This is a genomic window from Limnohabitans sp. (assembly GCF_040400975.1).
Classification (GTDB): domain Bacteria; phylum Pseudomonadota; class Gammaproteobacteria; order Burkholderiales; family Burkholderiaceae_C; genus Limnohabitans_A.
On sequence record NZ_JBBAPF010000010.1, the window covers coordinates 1 to 17171 of the forward strand.

11 protein-coding genes and 1 tRNA gene are annotated in these 17171 nt (G+C 58.7%); 10 read left to right on the forward strand and 2 right to left on the reverse strand.

Features of this window, described 5'->3' with window-relative positions; translation table 11 throughout:
* The first annotated feature begins 284 nt into the window (after positions 1–284).
* From ABWQ00_RS07745 to ABWQ00_RS07765, 5 genes are all read left to right on the forward strand, one after another.
* Positions 285–1262: a transcriptional regulator domain-containing protein gene (locus ABWQ00_RS07745; RefSeq protein ID WP_353238096.1), complete on the forward strand. Its 978-nt coding sequence runs from the start codon at positions 285–287 to the stop codon at positions 1260–1262.
* A 76-nt stretch (positions 1263–1338) separates the two neighbouring features.
* A complete protein-coding gene (locus ABWQ00_RS07750; RefSeq protein WP_353238097.1) occupies positions 1339–1761 on the forward strand; it encodes a hypothetical protein in 423 nt (140 codons plus the stop codon).
* A 19-nt stretch (positions 1762–1780) separates the two neighbouring features.
* Complete coding sequence (locus ABWQ00_RS07755; protein ID WP_353238098.1) at positions 1781–1987, forward strand: hypothetical protein; 207 nt, start codon at positions 1781–1783, stop codon at positions 1985–1987.
* Between the two features lie 394 nt (positions 1988–2381).
* On the forward strand, positions 2382–2765 hold the full coding sequence (locus ABWQ00_RS07760; protein WP_353238099.1) for a hypothetical protein: 384 nt from the start codon (positions 2382–2384) through the stop codon (positions 2763–2765).
* A 76-nt stretch (positions 2766–2841) separates the two neighbouring features.
* On the forward strand, positions 2842–3549 hold the full coding sequence (locus ABWQ00_RS07765; RefSeq protein WP_353238100.1) for a hypothetical protein: 708 nt from the start codon (positions 2842–2844) through the stop codon (positions 3547–3549).
* A gap of 147 nt (positions 3550–3696) precedes the next feature.
* Here ABWQ00_RS07765 and ABWQ00_RS07770 read toward each other — a convergent pair whose 3' ends face one another.
* Positions 3697–4923 carry a tyrosine-type recombinase/integrase gene (locus tag ABWQ00_RS07770; RefSeq protein ID WP_353238101.1) on the reverse strand — a complete coding sequence of 409 codons (1227 nt, stop codon included), beginning with the start codon at positions 4921–4923 and terminating at the stop codon, positions 3697–3699.
* A gap of 352 nt (positions 4924–5275) precedes the next feature.
* Here ABWQ00_RS07770 and ABWQ00_RS07775 point away from each other — a divergent pair, with 352 nt between their 5' ends.
* Positions 5276–5752 carry a MerR family transcriptional regulator gene (locus ABWQ00_RS07775; protein ID WP_353238191.1) on the forward strand — a complete coding sequence of 159 codons (477 nt, stop codon included), beginning with the start codon at positions 5276–5278 and terminating at the stop codon, positions 5750–5752.
* 7 nt (positions 5753–5759) lie between these two features.
* Positions 5760–5836 (forward strand) — tRNA-Pro (locus ABWQ00_RS07780).
* 106 nt (positions 5837–5942) lie between these two features.
* Here ABWQ00_RS07780 and ABWQ00_RS07785 read toward each other — a convergent pair.
* Positions 5943–7604 carry a long-chain fatty acid--CoA ligase gene (locus ABWQ00_RS07785; protein ID WP_353238102.1) on the reverse strand — a complete coding sequence of 554 codons (1662 nt, stop codon included), beginning with the start codon at positions 7602–7604 and terminating at the stop codon, positions 5943–5945.
* 293 nt (positions 7605–7897) lie between these two features.
* Between ABWQ00_RS07785 and recC the strand changes: the two genes are divergently transcribed.
* From recC to recD, 3 genes are read left to right on the forward strand one after another with little or no spacing between them, the layout of a single operon-like run.
* Positions 7898–11410 carry an exodeoxyribonuclease V subunit gamma gene (gene recC, locus ABWQ00_RS07790; protein ID WP_353238103.1) on the forward strand — a complete coding sequence of 1171 codons (3513 nt, stop codon included), beginning with the start codon at positions 7898–7900 and terminating at the stop codon, positions 11408–11410.
* Positions 11407–15090, forward strand: a complete 3684-nt coding sequence (gene recB, locus ABWQ00_RS07795) for an exodeoxyribonuclease V subunit beta (RefSeq protein WP_353238104.1) — start codon at positions 11407–11409, stop codon at positions 15088–15090. The genes recC and recB overlap by 4 nt, the downstream gene beginning before the upstream one ends.
* Positions 15090–17156, forward strand: a complete 2067-nt coding sequence (gene recD / locus ABWQ00_RS07800; protein WP_353238105.1) for an exodeoxyribonuclease V subunit alpha — start codon at positions 15090–15092, stop codon at positions 17154–17156. The genes recB and recD overlap by 1 nt, the downstream gene beginning before the upstream one ends.
* Positions 17157–17171 lie beyond the last annotated feature (15 nt).

Genomic DNA, 17171 nt, shown 5'->3' on the forward strand with positions numbered 1-17171 from the left:
GGTAGTTCAGTTGGTTAGAATACCGGCCTGTCACGCCGGGGGTCGCGGGTTCGAGTCCCGTCCACTCCGCCAGTAATCCTATGTAAGTCGTTGATTTATATAGAAAAAAGCCACCGTGAGGTGGCTTTTTTGTTTCCGGGCCATACTTCTAACCATAATTGAAGTTGCGCTGTAGTGAGACGAACTGAGCCAAAATGCGACTACGAACAAATGCTTTCTAGCTCAACGACGAGGAGTCCGTGCGCTCGAAGATGAGTTTTACAACGCATAAGCAGGAGTGTCCGATGAAGCCGTACAAAGCCGATTGGCGAAAAGCAGAACAGTATCCACCCCTTGGCTGTGATGATGCTCAACGCTTGGCTTGGGAATTCTTGCGCCGAAATCGACATTACGCGGCACACGTCGCACAAATGGAGGCGCTCGCCGAAGACGAATTTCAAGGCGGCTTGAAAAAAGGCTCTTTGTCAAAACTGATCGGGCTGGAGTGTTGGCCACCTGCCGAGCATGACGAGACAGCAGCTGATTACTACGCCCGAACTTCAACAAAGTCCAAAGGCAGCAAAGGTAAGCGGGGACGCATCGACAAACCCTGCAACACGTTCGTCAACAAGTGGTCGTTGACCGCGCCGATTCCGGTAACGACGGACTACGACGCGAGTGTCATCCGCTTTGTGCCGCACAAGGTCGCCCTCAAGCGTCATAGCGATTTGCAGACGAAGAACTTCAACTTATTCTTGTACCCCAACGAGGTGGCCATTCGGTTTCGGTTGGACATGCGTTTGAAGCCTCAATTGGAGTCCGCAAGACGCAGGCTTGATGCCGCTGCTGCTGATTTCGACGCGGCACTAGAAAAATTGGCGCAACCTACTTCAAAAGATGCACCGCCATTCGTCTCATTGCGTGCAACCCGAGAGCGCGAGGTGATGCGTCTCGCTCACTATTGGCTGCGGAGCTATGACGCACTTACCTCCGGCCAAGTGTTACTTGGGGATGAAAAACGAAGACGAGCTTTCGAGTCTGGTGAAGCGGAGATTCGTACATTTTTTACCCGTGAGATAACGACAGCACACGGTGAACAAAAGAAATCATTTGAGCGTGGACTGGTCGTTGGTTGGCATGATGCAGCCGACAGCTATATCAACGGAATGAAGTTTCTCACTTTGCTCAATGGCTTCGAACCCAAGGATCTGGCTGAGCATAGTCAACTATCGATACTTGACCATTTGATGTTTGCCATGTCTGGAGGGAAAAAGACCTCGTAACGACATTTGCAGGGATAAGCATCATCCTTATTGGTGGTGTTGAAGTACGGGCTTCATTAACTCAAGGAGCCCAATCATGGCTAAGAAGGTAGAAGTCAGTCCACGTCAACTTGATCTGGTCAATCATCAAAGCAACACTGTCCACGGGCAAAGCCCCGATGGTCGAATCCGTGTCAAGGTTCGCGGTCAAAACTACTTGGTCACTGGAACGCTCGCACAGCGTTCAATGCTCGTTAGCGCAAGTGGCAAGAAGAAATTTGCATACACCCAACTCGTGAGCACGCCCGGCTACAAGCCGTCAGCCGATAGCGATAAAAAAGTTTTCGCCTGGTGCACGGTAACGGCCAAAAGCTGCCGCGTCGTGGGACAGTTCAAAAAGCTTACCCCGAAGCCCTTGACGCGGTCAAACGCAGTTGGTCAAACATCAACAGCAGCATCAGTGCAGCTTGCAGGCACTGAGTTTGCGCAGCGCCAACCCCCGCACCTCGTCAGGCCGTAAGTGCGACATGGAAGTGTTCATGACCACAGTACGCGACGGCACACCCGGCAAGAACGGTATGGACTTCAAGCAGAACCGCCCGATCAAGACGTTCCAAGACTTTGACAGCAGTGCAAGGGCCTGCCTTGAAAACGGAACAGTTCCCGGCAGCCGTGGCGGTGGCAATGCCCGTGAAGTGCAAGCCGAATCCGTCAAAGACGCGATTGAATTTATCCGTGCAAGATAGCTGGTTCAATGTTGGTTGTTGTCTTCAAATAATTGGTATTCGGATTGTGATGTTGATCAAGCCTAAATCTTCCTAGCCTCGATGAGCGCAACGAATGTTGGAGTGCGGGCTCCGAAGTTGCGTTCTTCTGCGTTGCTCGCATATGTACTCGTTATTGAGGCTATAGTGCTAATAACGCAAGCACTTCCGCTACTGAACGAGCAAGCGGGTGTAATACAAGGAAGGTGCAGCAGGTTTCATGGTAAATTTATACCTGTGCAAAATAACAGTAATGCATCTGTAATTCAAACTGCAAGTGGCTTGCAGCCATTTCATTCAAAAGATGTATCGATCCTGCCCGGATGTATCCACCGGGTTTTGCTGTCTACATCCGTTAGAACCCCACGGGAGAAATATGTTGTTATTCAAAGGATTTCTGAAAAAAAACCAAGCTGAGCCTGTAAATACGCTTATCCTTGCCCTTGAACACAACACTTACAAGTCGATTCCCGGCACGAAAAATTCGTTCCGTATAGATTCTCAGAATACAAATACCATGACGCAGCGACACGCGCACGTGTACGCAAAGTTGGAAGGTAAAGGTGAGCAACTTTATTCTGTTAATGTTGACGGCTCTGGTCATGATGGTTCATCCGGTAGAGTTATTCCAAAAGCACATGCCAGTCATTTTCGTAACCTAGGCTTTGCCATTCCCGATAACCTGACCTTAGAAAGCATTGATCTAAAAAATTTAAATCCTTTGCGTTGTGAGTTTTGCGTTTTTGATACGGAGTTCTAACCCATCGTCCAAGCGGATTTCCTTCCGGCAACCGCTTAACTCCAACGTTATTCAGACAGTCGAAAATGAGAGCAGCATGACAGATCAGTTGGACTTAACTTCGTTCATTAAGTTGAAAACTTCGATGACAGGGACCGTTGATTCCGATACGACGCAAAGAATTGAAGTGGCTTGCCAGTCAATACATAAGTGGCTAAAGTATTGCGAATACCATTACTCCAACTTGCCAGATGTGCAGAATCTAGGGCATTTAATGCTTGCTGGATGTGCTACGGAATATCGACGGAGAGGTGAGTCGGTTGATTATCGTTATGTGTGTGAAGCCAACATTATTGGATTCTTGAATTGTCTTCATGCTCTTCTAGACTCGTTTCCATACCTTCTGAATTTGGTTTTCCCTAGATTCAGTGATCCTGATAACAGAGTTATTGGATGGAGTGAAAATTTTGTTGAGAAGTATTCAGTGGACGCATTCTATGGGTCACTCAAAAAGTTCATGCTTGGAAAAACCTTCAATGTCGTTAAATCATACGTCAATACTACAAAGCACAAACACCTAATTTTAATAGCGATCAATCAGAGGGGGCTGGAATTTGATGAATTTAATGCAAGGTTGCCCTTTGAAGATGAAAATGGAGAAATTCAGCGCAAAGATGAAATTATCCCCAGACAGGATGCTATAAAATTTATTGGCGACTGTCATGATGATCTAATTCCTGAGTTCTTTGAGTTGTGCAGGACCATTACTACTCCTACGGAGGATCGAAATAGTGTGACGCAATAACCAACCGAAGCTGAGCGACAAAAGTATGTCGTCACACCTTTTGTAAAAACACAAAAGCTACGCCAACATACTTTTGCGACAGATCAAGCGTTCTCAAACTTGCGCACGCAACGTCAAAATCCGATTTTGGGTATACATGCTGAGCGGTTACGAAGGAGTCAAACCAACATCAAAATCCGGATACCCCAAATAATCAGCCCAGTCTTGCATCAAGTGGCGGCGTTGCTCTACAAAAGTAGTACGAGCATATGCCGCTTCTACGCTGTCCATGATGTTGTGCGCCAGCGCATGTTCGCAAACTTCACGCGGGTATTTCGTTTGCTCGCCAGCCCACGTTCGGAATGTGGAACGAAACCCGTGTGCTGTGTAAGTCACGTTCAGGTTTTCACGTAGAACCACTTTGGTGAAAGCTTGATCGCTCAATGCTTGGTCGCTGTTCAGGTTAGGAAAAACCAGCTTGCTATCCGGTGCCAATGCGAAAGCTTGTTTCAAGACTTCAATGGCACGGTCAGACAAGGGAACAGAGTGAGCTTTGTCCATCTTCATTCGATTGTCTGGGATGACCCACATCTTGGTATCAAAGTCGATTTCTGCTTTCAGCGCCCCCCGAGCCTCACCAGATCGTGCTGCCGTTAGCACAGTGAATTCAAAGCATAGTTTCAAGGTGTCGGATACTTTTGATTGCCGTAGTTTTGCCATCAGGCTGCCTGCCTCGATGTAGGGGCAAGATGAATGGTGGTTCTCTTTGCGCTTCGGGCGACCAGGCAAAAGGTTGGGCAACTCATCCCACATCTTGAGGTCGTAGTTGGGGTAGTAGTCATGTGCCGAAGCCCATCCCAAAACAAGACGAATGCGCTGTAGCAGACGATTCGCGGTTTCTTGCTTGGTCAGCCAGATAGGCTCCAACACCTTGGCAACTTCTTTCTTGCCGACATCTGCAACATTAAAGGAACCGATCACCGGAAAGGCATAACTGGTTAGGGTGCTAATCCACTGAGCTTTGTGCTTTGCGTTTTTCCACAAAGTGCCCTTGTCATCATGGCAAGCAGTGGCGCATTGCTCAAACGTCTTGCGGTTATCTCGCTCAGCTGCCCGTGCCTTTTGCTCGGCTTGACGGTGTTCGATAGGGTCGCGCTTGTCATCTATCAGTTGACGATATTGTTTTGCGCGCTCTCTGGCCTCGGCCAAAGTCCAGTCTGAAACAGGGCCTAAACCCATGTCGCGTGTTTTTTTGTCGATGGTGTAACGCAATATCCAAGACTTCGTACCGAAGCGACTGACTTGTAAATACAAGCCTCCGCCGTCGTGATAAAACCCCGGCTTGGCTGAATTCTTAACTGCCAGTGCAGTGAGTCTGTCTCTCGCTCTGCTCATGATGCTCTAACCATAATGTGACACCTATTTCCTAACCATATTCCTAACCATATTTGGAAAGTTGATGGCACTATATCAGGCGAGACAGCAATAGATAAGATATTTCGGCAGGAACGCGCTTCTGCTCTGGCTTAGCGCCGCTTTCTGAGATGGTGTGAGGCGGTACGAGCCCGCCTTGGATTCAGCCCAAAACGGTCGTCCACTCCGCCAATTCAAGAAGCCCAAGCAGTTCGCTGTTTGGGCTTTTTTGTTGCCTGAGTTTTTCCTCCATATTTTTCTTTTCAAAAAGTCTGGACTGTGGAATCTCAGTTGCAGTAAGCTACAAGGTTTCCCGTTTAACTTGTTGTCAGCCATGGACAGTTTGCTCCCACCCATTCCAGCCAAGCGCTATTTCACCATCGGTGAGGTGGGCGAGCTGTGTGGTGTCAAACCCCATGTGCTGCGTTATTGGGAGCAGGAGTTCACCCAGCTCCGTCCGGTCAAGCGGCGAGGTAACCGCCGTTACTACCAACGCCATGAAGTCATGATGATCCGCAGGATTCGGGGTCTCTTGTACGACCAAGGCTTCACCATCAGTGGCGCACGCAACAAGCTTCAAGAATTGGTGCAGGTGGATCGTGAATTAAGCAGAACAAGTGGAGCGCAGGACCCATTGACAGAGGACGTCAGCGGCTTTGAAGCTTCCGATATCCACTCCGGTTCATCTGCTGTATCGAACGATGCCTTGGCTTGGAAGGGCTTGTCTGCTGATTTGTCGCTTCAGCAAGAGTTGCTGCAGATTCGCGACCTGCTCACAGTCAATGGCCCTCATAATCCAGCTATAATTTGAGTCTTGTCGGCGTGTAGCGCAGCCTGGTAGCGCACTTGCATGGGGTGCAAGGGGTCGCGAGTTCGAATCCCGCCACGCCGACCATTTATTCCTAATGAAATCAACGGGTTACAGCCCAAAAGGCTGTGACCCGTTTTTCTTCCTGCAGGCGCCTGATTTTGGCACACAGAAAAATGCCATGTGACGCCTGTCATGCCGGAAAACGCTCGCGCAGTTTGAGTTTGTAAAACTTGCCCGTCGAGGTACGGGGCACGGCGTCAATGAACTCGTAGCGGTCGGGCAATTGCCACTTGGCAAAGCCGTGCTGAAGCAAGTGCGCTGCAAATGCTTCGGTCTGCGCTTGCTTGCCGGGCTTAAGCACGATGCAGGCCAGAGGGCGCTCGCTCCACTTGGGGTCGGGGATGGCGATCACCGCCGCTTCGGCCACGTCCGGGTGGGCCATAAGGGCGTTCTCCAGATCGACTGAGCTGATCCATTCGCCGCCGGACTTGATCAGGTCCTTGGTCCGGTCGCTGATGCGCACAAAACCCAAGTCGTCCACGCTGGCCACATCGCCCGTGCGAAGCCAGCCGTCGGCGCTGAACTTGTCCTGGCTGATCGGCACCTGGTGATAGCTGCCGGTGATGAAGGGGCCGCGCACCTGAATTTCACCCACATGTTGTCCGTCCCAGGGGGCATCGAGTCCGTCTTCACCCCGTATGCGCAGTTCGGTCAAGGGCACGGGCACGCCCGCCATGGCAGCGCGTCTATAACGCTCGTCCATGGACGCGTTTTTCAGCTCCGACTTGGGGTAAGACACGGTGCACAAAGGCGAGGTCTCGGTCATGCCCCAGCCTTGCAAAATCCAGATGCCGTGCCGGTCAAATGCGCGGATCAATGCCTCGGGCACCGCCGCGCCGCCCACCAAAGAGCGCATGCCAGTGGGCAGTTTCCAGCGGCCGGGTTGGGTGGTCTGCGCGGCCTCAAAAGCCTGGATCAGGCCCATCCAGATGGTGGGCACGCCCAGCGACAAGGTGGGGGGCTCGGCCGTCATCAGGTCCAGCAAATCCTCGGGGTGCAGGTGCGGGCCGGGGAAGATGAGCTTCACGCCCATCATCACCGCACCATAAGGAATGCCCCAGCTGTTGGCGTGGAACATGGGGGTGACGGGCAAGATGACATCGCTGCCTTTCAAGCCCCAAAAATCTCCCAGACAGCCCACCAGCGTGTGCAAGATGGTGGAGCGGTGCGAGTACACCACGCCCTTGGGCCGACCCGTGGTGCCCGAGGTGTAGCACATGGACACGGCGTCGTCTTCGGCGTGCGGGGCGTATTGAAAGCCCTGTGTGTCGGTGCCCGCCAGCAACTGCTCGTAGTCGGTGAACGGCGCGGGCACAGGCGCACCGGAAAACGGAAACACGATCACACGCTCGAAGTGGTACAGGTGCGCAAACTGCTGGTAAAGCGGGAGCAACACATCGTCGATGATCAGCACCTTGTCCTGCGCGTCGTTGGCGATCCAGGCGATTTCTTCGGGTGACAAGCGCAGGTTGAGGGTGTGCATGACGCCGCCCGCGGCCGGGATGCCGAAATAACACTCCAGGTGTGCATGGTGGTTCCAGCAAAGGGTGGCCACGCGTTCGCCTTTTTGCAGGCCCAGGTTTTGCAAAGCTTGCGCCAAATGCCGAGTGCGCTGGTAGAACGCGCCATAACTGTGCCGGCGCAGCGATTTGTCGGGCAAGCGCGAGACGATCTCGTTGCTGGCAAACAAAGTGCCCGCCCGTTCGAGTAAATGGTTCAGCGACAGGGGCATCTGCATCATGGTGCTGCAAATGGGTGACTGGGCGGGGGATGCAGAAGAAGGGGTGGTCATGAAGGGCGTGGGTTGTACTTGTCTGCCCAAATCATGCGGCCCACTGCACACCGTGCAGGCTAGGGAAAACCCAAGTGTGGAGACACAGGGGTCATGACCCCACACAGTTGCCCCCAAAGCAAGTGCCCAAAGGTGTGGATAAGTCCTTGAACAACTGCGCCAAGCCGCATCCTGATTGGTGTGGCAGTGAGTGCTTAAAAAATAGGCAGTGCTGGGCTCTTGCCATGAGCCTGGCGGGGGGCATGATTGCGGCTATTCTTGTTCCATACTTTCTCGTCAGTCTCCTTCGCCTCATGCCAATTTCTTCCATCTCTCCCGGTTTCATTGCCCTGCACAGCCACCGCTCTGAGGTGTTGGCCGACACCCTAACGGGCTGGTTGCGTGCGCACCCGCTGGACCCCTTGGAGAGCGAGGTGGTGCTGGTGCAAAGCAACGGCATGGCCGAGTGGATCAAGATCGAATTGGCCCGGCAGGGTGGGGTGTGCGCGGCCACTCGGGTGGAGCTGCCTTCGCGCTTTTTGTGGCGCACTTACCGGCAGGTGCTGGGCGCGCACAATGTGCCGCCCGAATCGCCGCTCGACAAACTGCCCATGACCTGGCGACTGATGGCTTTGCTGCCCACTTGCGTCAACGAACCGGTGTTCAAGCCTGTGGCGGGTTTTATGAGAGGCGATGAGCCCGACCGTCTGCTGCAACTGGCCACCCGCTTGGCGGATTTTTTTGACCAGTACCAGATCTACCGCCCCGATTGGCTCCAAGACTGGGCCGCCGGGCGCGATGTGTTGCGCAAGGCTGTGGGTTCGGAGGCTTTGGCAGAAGAGCAACTCTGGCAGGCCGAGCTGTGGCGGCGCGTGTTGGTCACATTGGATGACGGCCAGCGCCAAGCCACGCGCCCGGCCTTGCATGCGCGTGCTCTGGCGCATTTGCAGTCGGGCCAGCCCCTGGCCAGCGCCGTAGCGCGGCGCGTGTCGGTGTTTGGCATGAGCCACATGCCGGGGCAACTGCTGGAGATGCTGGCGGCGCTTGCCAAGCACAGCCAGGTCATGCTGGCGGTGCCCAACCCGTGCCAGTACCACTGGGGCGACATCATCGATGGGCGCGAATGGCTGCAGGCCGAACGCCGCCGCCATGGCTATCGACGGGGCGAGGACTTGGCCAGTTTGCCGATGGCGCAGATGCACCTGCACGCGCCCACCCTGCTGGCCGCTTGGGGGCGGCAGGGGCGCGACTTCATTCGGCAGCTGGACGCCTTTGACGACCTGCAAGCGGCCAAGCAACTCACGCAGTGGCCGCGCCTGGACTTTTTTGAGGACGTGCCCGGTGAAGACGTCAAGCGCATGCTGGCGCAGTTGCAGCGGCGTATTCGCGATCTGGAGCCGTCCAGCGGCGGCACACCGCCAGAGCCACTGGCAGCGGGTGATCAATCGCTTGTTTTCAAAATCGCCCACAGCCCAGTGCGCGAGCTGGAAGTGCTGCACGACCAACTTCTGCAATGGTTTAACGCCCCGCCGGGCAATCAGCCTGTATCACCCCGCGACGTTGTGGTCATGGTGCCCGACATCGAAGTCATGGCCCCGGCGATTCGCGCCGTGTTTGGCCAGTTCAAGCGCTCAGATGCGCGGTTCATCCCGTTTGACATTGCCGACTTGGGCGCGCAGGCCATCAGCCCGCTGATTCATGCGGTGGAGTGGTTGCTGGCCTTGCCGCAGCAGCGCAGCCGCATGAGCGAGCTGGTCGAGTTGCTCGAAGTGCCCGCCTTGGCAGCCCGCTTTGGCCTGAGCGAAGAGGGATTGCCGACGCTCACCCGCTGGATGGCGGGCTCGGGCATCCGCTGGGGCCTTTCGGCCGAGCACCGCGCCGGCCTAGGCCTGGGCGTGTGCGGCGAGGACAACTCGGCGTTGTTCGGCGTGCAACGCATGCTCATGGGCTTTGCCTGTGGGGCCGATCCGGTGAACATCGATGCGCCCGGGGCCACACCTTACCCTGAAGTGGGTGGGCTCGATGCCGAGCTGGCCGGGTCTTTGGCGCACCTGCTGCAAGCTTTGATCGACTGGTGGCAAATCGCCACGCAAGACGCCACGCCCACGCAATGGGCCGAGCGTGGCCGCGTCATGCTGGCCGCGATGTTCAAGCCGCGCGACGACAACGACCGCAACGCGATCGCTGCGCTCGACCAAGCACTGACCGACTGGGTGCGCGCCTGCGCCCAGGCTGGTTTTGCCGATGCGGTGCCGCTGGCCGTGGCCCGCTTGGCCTGGCTCGAAGCGCTCAAGACGCCCCGGCTTGAGCAACGCTTTCGGGCTGGGGGCGTGACCTTTTGCACGCTCATGCCGATGCGGGCGATCCCGTTCAAGGCGGTGTGCCTGCTGGGCATGAACGACGGCGATTACCCGCGCCGCAGTCCGCGAGCTGACTTCGACCTGATGGGCCTGCCTGGCATGAGTCGCCCCGGCGACCGCTCGCGCCGTGACGACGACCGTCAGCTCATGCTCGAAGCCTTGCTGTCGGCGCGACAAGTGCTTTACGTCAGCTGGAGCGGTCGCAGCGTGCGCGACAACAGCGAGCAACCGCCCTCGGTGCTGGTGTCGCAACTGCGCGACGAGATCGACCTGCTGTGGGGCAAGGGCACGGCCGAGCGTCTGACCACCGTGCACCCGCTGCAGGCCTTCAGCCGCACTTATTTTGAAGAGGGCAGTGCGTTGCAGACCTATGCCAAGGAGTGGCGTTCGGCGCAAGCCTCCTTTGCCTCAGAGACCAGGACAGAGCATGCGTCATGGCCTCACTCGGCCTCATTGTTGCCCCCTCTGGAATCCGCTCATGGCGTGCCCGTCATCACGCTCGCCCAACTCACCCGCTTTTTACGCAAACCTGTGAGCGCTTTTTTCCGTGAACGCCTGCAGGTGCACCTGGAGGGCGAGCGCAGCGAACTGCACGACGAGGAACTCTTTGGCTTGGCGGGTCTGGATCTGTACCAGTTGATCGACCACGAACTGGAGCATGTCCCCACCGCGCTGAACGCAGACACACTTCCCGCGCATGTGCAGCAGGTGGTGCAACGCCTGCGCCAGGCCGGTGCCTTACCACTGGCGGGCGTAGGCAGGCTCGCCGCAGAAAATCTCAAAGCCCGATTGCAGGCCATGCTGAGCGCAGCGCTGCGCGAGCGGAGGGCTTATCCCAATGCGGCCGAGCGCCTTTTGGTGGATTGGGCGCATCCCCAAGTCGCCCTCCAAGACGCGCTGGGCGATGCGTTGGTAGGCACAGGTGTGAATGAAGGGGGACTGATGTCCTTGCACCTGCGCGCCAGCGATCTGGCCAGCTACAAGACCCAAAAGCCGCAGGCCCAACCGGACAAGCTGATCGACATTTGGCTGCTGTCGCTGGCCGCTGCTGCCATGGACCAGCCCTTGAGGTGTGTGGTGGTGGGCCGCAACGCTGTGTTGCGCATGGCTGAACAAGATCCAGAAGCGGCCCGCGCCCAATTGACCGAGCTGTTGGGCGTTTGGGCAGAGGGCATGCGTTGGCCGCTGCCGCTGCCGCCCGGTGTGGCGCTGCAGTGGCTCAGAGACAAAGAAAACACCAACGCGCTGGCCGATGCGTATGAAGGCAGTGACTTCAAACGCGCCGAAAAAGACAAAGACCCTGCACTGGCCCGAACTTATGCCACGGTGGAAGACTTGCTGGCCACGGGCGAGTTCAAGCGCTTGGCCCAAACCGTTTACGCGCCCTTGAAGGCCTGGGCCGAGCAAGCCGAGATCGAGGCTTTGCCTGATGCGCCCCAAGACAGCGAAGAGGGAGAACTGGCATGAGCACCCCCCACGCACCCACCCCCCATGCCCTCCATGCGCACACCTTCCCCCTGCGCGGTAGCCACCTGATCGAGGCCAGTGCAGGCACGGGCAAGACCTGGACGATTGCCGCGCTTTATGTGCGCCTGGTGCTGGGCCACGGCCAAGATGGCTCCGCACCGGTTCGCCCCATGCTGCCGCAAGACGTGCTGGTGATGACCTTCACCCGCGCTGCCACCCGTGAGCTGTCAGACCGCATCCGTGCCCGTTTGACCGAGGCCGCGCAGGTGTTCCGGGGCATGGCCAAAACCGACGATGAATTCCTTCAACAACTGAAGGACGAATACCCCGAAGGCCAGCACCGCGAGCAAGCCGCCCACCGCTTGGCGCTGGCGGCGCAGGCCATGGACGACGCGGCCGTGTACACCATCGATGCTTGGTGCCAGCGCATGCTGCGCGAGCACGCGTTCGACAGCGGCAGTCTGTTTGAAGAAAATCTGGTCGGCGACGAAGCCGCTCTGCGCCTCGAAGCGGTGCAGGACTACTGGCGTCAGCAGCTCTATCCAATGGATATGGCCCTGGTGAAAGAGTTGCTGGGCGTTTGGCGCGATGTGCCTACGCTCGACCAAGACATGCGCGCCCTGATGGCCGTGCCCCTGGCCGACGCCGAACCTGGCACGCTGGCGCAGGTGTTCGGCGCGGCCATGGCCAAACGCGATGCGCAACTGCAGGCACTCAAAAAGGGCTGGGTCGACAAGGCTGACAACTTGCTGGGCTGGATCGAGGCGCAGTTGGCAGTCAAAAAGCATGGTTGGAACGGCAGCTTGTTGCAGGCGGGTCGTTCCCAAAAGTGGCTCGAAGCTCTCAAGTCCTGGGCTCAAAGCGATGGAGACTTCAAGGCACTGAAAGACGCGATGGGCAAAGGCTGGAACCGTTTCACGCCCGAAGGTCTTTTAGAGTGCCGCAAAGATAGCGATGTGGTGGTTTTGCCGCCCGAAAGCCAAACTTATGGGCAGCTGTTGGCAGGACTTGAGGCCTTGCCCAAACCGACCCAAGTCGCCCGCCTGCACGCCCGCACCCATGTCTTGCAGCGCATGGCCGAGCTCAAGCGGCGAAGCGGCTCGTTTGGCTTTGCCGACATGCTGCAGCGCCTAGATGTTGCGCTGGCCGACCCCGACTCGGGCGAGCGCCTGGCGCAGCGTCTGCGTGATCAGTTTCCGGTGGCGATGATCGACGAGTTCCAGGACACCTCGCCGTTGCAGTTCCGCATCTTTGACCGCATCTACCGCACTGCCGAGAACCTGCCTGACACCGCGCTGCTGCTCATTGGCGACCCCAAGCAGTCCATCTATGGATTTCGGGGTGCGGACATTCACAGCTACTTGGCCGCACGCCGCGCCACCGCCGGCCGCCACCATGTGCTGGGCACCAACTTCCGCTCCACCGAAGCGGTGGTCGATGTGGTCAACCGCTGGTTCGACATAGCACCAGACGCCTTTGGCTACAAACAAGGCGATCAAGATCCGCTGCCCTTCCAGCCCGTGGACGCGAAGGGGCGCGATGAAATCTTCAAAACTAGCGAAGGCGATGTGCAAGCCATGACCGTGGTGCACGACGCCATTTTGCGCAGCCAACGCGATGCGCAGACGCATCTGTCGGCCCTGTGCGCCGAGCAAATCGTGGCCTGGTTGAGTGACCCGCAAGCCCGTTTTGCAGATGCACAAAAGGGCGACAAACCCTTGCAGCCCAAAGACATTGTTGTGCTGGTGCGCACCGGCAAAGAGGCCTCTGCCGTCCGCGATGCGCTGCGTGTGCGCGGTCTGGCCTCTGTGTATTTGTCTGACCGCGACTCGGTGTTTGCCAGCAGCGAAGCGCAAGACCTGTGCCTCTGGCTGCGCGGCGTGGCCGAGCCACAAGACATGCGCCGCCTGCGCGCCGCATTGGGCACCCGCACGGTGGGTTTGTCGCTGGCCGAGTTGTATGACTTGGCCACGCAAGACGAATGGTTGGACACCCGCGCTGTGCAAATGCGCGAGCTGCACCAGACTTGGCAAAGCCAGGGCGTGCTGGCCATGCTGCGCCAGTCGCTGCATGTGCTGCAGCTGGCGGGGCGCTGGCGCGGGGAGGCGGATGGCGAGCGGCGACTGACCAATGTGCTGCACCTGGCCGAACTTTTACAAGCGGCCAGCAGCCAGATCGATGGCGAGCAGGCCTTGATCCGTTGGCTCGCCCAGCAGATGGATGAAGCGCAGTCCGGCAATGCCAGTGGTAGCGAAGAGCAGACCGTGCGGCTCGAAAGTGACGAGGATCTGGTCAAGGTCATCACCATCCATGCCAGCAAGGGATTGGAGTACCCGGTGGTGTGCCTGCCTTTTGCGCACAGTCACCGCGTGGTCACCGCCGACAAAGCTGCCGTGCTGCAGTTGGACAGCGGCGAGGGCGAGCGCCACTGGAGGCTGGACTTTGACAAGGAAGACTCGCAGATCGCTGACCACGACCGCCTGCGTGAAGACCTGCGCCTGTGGTACGTGGCGCTCACGCGGGCGCGCCACGCGCTGTGGCTAGGCTGGAGTGCGGTCAAGTCAGGAAACAGCGACAAGTGCCGCAACCACTTCAGTGCGGCTGGTCATTTGCTCGCAAACGGTCAGCCGCTCGAAGCCGCCGATTGGCTGGCGAAGCTGCAAGCGCTGAAAACCGATGAGGCCGGTAAGGCCTTGTCTGTGCAACTAGAGCTTGCCCCTAAAGTGGTGCCACTGACGCTGTGGCAAAAGCCCATGAAGACGACCGCACTGCGAGAAGCACTGGTTTGTACCGCCCGGATCGACAAGTCATGGACCATCGCGAGTTTTTCCCGCTTGACCCGTGACCTGTCTTCGCAAACCCTGGCGCCCTTGGTGTTGCACCTGAACCCGCCGCGCCCCGCCGACGATGAACCGCCTGAGGATGCGGCCATGCCCACGGCCTGGGGGAGCAACCCGCGTACTTTGGCTCCGTGGCACGGCTTTGCCAAAGGCCCCACAGCGGGCAATTTTCTGCATGAGCAACTCGAATGGCTGGCCGCTGACGGCTTCACCTTGGACGCGTCCAAAGCCGAACGCCTGAAATACCGCTGCGAAAACGCAGGCTACACGGCCCAGGCCGACGACGTGCTGCAGTGGATCAGCCGTGTGGTGACCCAGCCTTTGCGCGGGCCGAACGCGCCGCTGAACGCACTGGGTGAGCTGCTGCCCGAGATGGAATTCTGGTTGCCCGCTGAGCGTCTGCATGCACGCCAGGTCGATGCCCTGTGCCAACAACACCTGTTGCCCGGCGTGAACCGTCCGCAGCTGCCCGACGCGCAGCTGCACGGCATGTTGATGGGCTTTGCCGACCTGGTGTTCGAGCACGAGGGCCGTTACTGGGTGCTCGACTACAAATCCAATCACTTGGGGGTAGATGACGCTGCCTATACGGCACAGGCGCTGGATGCGGCCATGGCCCATCACCGTTACGAAGTCCAAGCGGCGCTCTACTTGCTGGCGCTGCACCGCCTGTTGCGGGCTCGCTTGGGCGATGCCTACGACCCGGCGCAGCAGCTGGGCGGCGCGGTGTACTTGTTTTTGCGCGGTATCGATGGGCCTGCGGGCGGCTGCTGCACCTTGCCTGCGCCTTTGGCGCTGCTCGATGGCCTGGACGCCATGCTGAAAGAAGAGGTGGCGTGATGAACTTGAAAAGAACCTCACGCACTGCGCCCGTGCCCACCTCGCAAATGGATTGGCTCCAGGACCTGCCCGCCCAGGGCTTAACCGCTGCGCAGACTGTGCAATGGTTGAATCTCTGGACCGACCAAGGCCTGTTGCGCCACATCGACAGCGCTTTCGCCGCGCAAGTGCTGCGCCTGGATGCCGGGGCCGATGTACCTTTGCTGGTGGCCTCGGCCGTGCTGGCGCACATGGAAGGGCGCGGCCACACCTGCCTGCTGCTGGCTGAGCTGTGCCAGCCACCCGTGGTCTTGCTGGGCTGGCCTGCGGTGGCCGTGGACGGTGTGCAGGGCCTCAAGGCCTTGTGGGCGCACCTGCCCACCACGCTGGCCGATTGGCAGCGGGCTTTGCAAGGCCACAGGACCAGCACTTGTGTGCGATTGGTCGATGCCCCCGACCAGGGCCAGCCAATGGTTTTGGGCGGATCGGCCGATGCGCCCCTCTTGTATTTGCGCCGTTATGCCGGCTATGAGCAGCGCGTGGGCCAGAGCCTGCTGCAACGTGCCAGTGAGCCACTGACCGTGCCCGAAGCGTCAGCGCGCGAATGGCTGGACCGCTTCTTTGCGCCCAACGCACAAGAGCCCGCAACCACCGATTGGCAGAAAGTGGCCTGCGCAGCGGCGCTGCGTGCACGGTTGTCGGTCATCACGGGTGGGCCCGGCACGGGCAAGACCTTCACCGCTGCCCGTTTGCTGGCGCTGCTGCTGGCGCTGCACCCAGATGGCAGCCCTCTGCGCGTGGCCTTGGCTGCGCCCACCGGCAAGGCGGCTGCGCGCCTGAAGCAGTCGATCGACGACGCCTTGACCCGCTTGCCGGTGCCCGTTGAAGCGGGGCTGGACCTGAATGCGCTGATCGTCCGCATGGGCCCGGCGCGCACGCTGCATTCGCTGCTCGGGGCGCGACCCGATACCCGCCAGTTTCGCCACCATGCCGCCAACCCGCTCGATGTGGATGTGCTGATCGTGGACGAAGCCTCGATGGTGCATCTGGAAATGATGGACGCGTTGCTGCAGGCCTTACCGCCCACGGCGCGCTTGGTGCTGTTGGGCGATAAGGACCAACTGGCTTCGGTCGAAGCCGGTGCGGTGCTGGGCGATTTGTGCCAAGACGCTGCATCGGGCCGCTACAGCGCGGCCACGGCGCAATTTGTGCAGGCTGTGACCGGGCAGACACTGGCACCCGAATTTGTGGTGACCGATCCGGCTCCCGTGCTGGCCCAGCAAACCGTGATGCTGCGCCAAAGCCGCCGCTTCAAAAGCGCTATTGGCCAGCTGGCGCTGGCGGTGAACAGGGGCGACTCGGCGGCGGCTCGCGCCTGCTTGGATGGCGCAGACGACACGCAGGCCTGCCCTGTACAGGCACTCCAGCCGAGCAGCCCTCAGGCCGTTAGCGCCCTGGCGCTGGGCACATCGGGCAAGCCTTCTTACGCGAACTATTTGCACCTCATGCGAACCGGCCCGGCAGGGCAGGGCGCTGAAGCCCACACCAGCTGGGTCAGCAGCGTGCTCAAAGCCTTCGAGCGGTTTCGCATTTTGTGTGCCGTGCACCAGGGCGACTGGGGCACGCAAGCTCAGAATGTGGCGGTGCAAAAAGCCCTGGCCGATGCGGGCCTGCTGCACATCCAGGGCGAGTGGTACGAAGGGCGGCCCGTCATGGTCACGCGCAACGACCCGCAGCTCGGTGTCTTCAACGGCGACGTGGGCGTGGTGTTGCCGGGCACCGAAGGCAAGCCCAAGGTCTGGTTTTTGGACGGTGAAGCCCTGCGCTCGGTGAACGTCATGCGCTTGGCCCAGGTCGACACCGCATTTGTCATGACGGTGCACAAGAGCCAGGGCTCGGAGTTTGAGCACACCGCGCTGGTGCTGCCCCCGGGCGGTGCCGAGGTGCTCAGCCGTGAGCTCGTCTACACCGGCATCACCCGAGCCCGCGAGCAGTTCACCTTGGTTGAGGCCGAGGCGGGTTTGCTCGAAGCGGCCATCGATCGCCCCAGTGTGCGCGCCAGTGGCTTGGCGCATTGGTGGTTCTAGTCCCTTGCGGGCAGC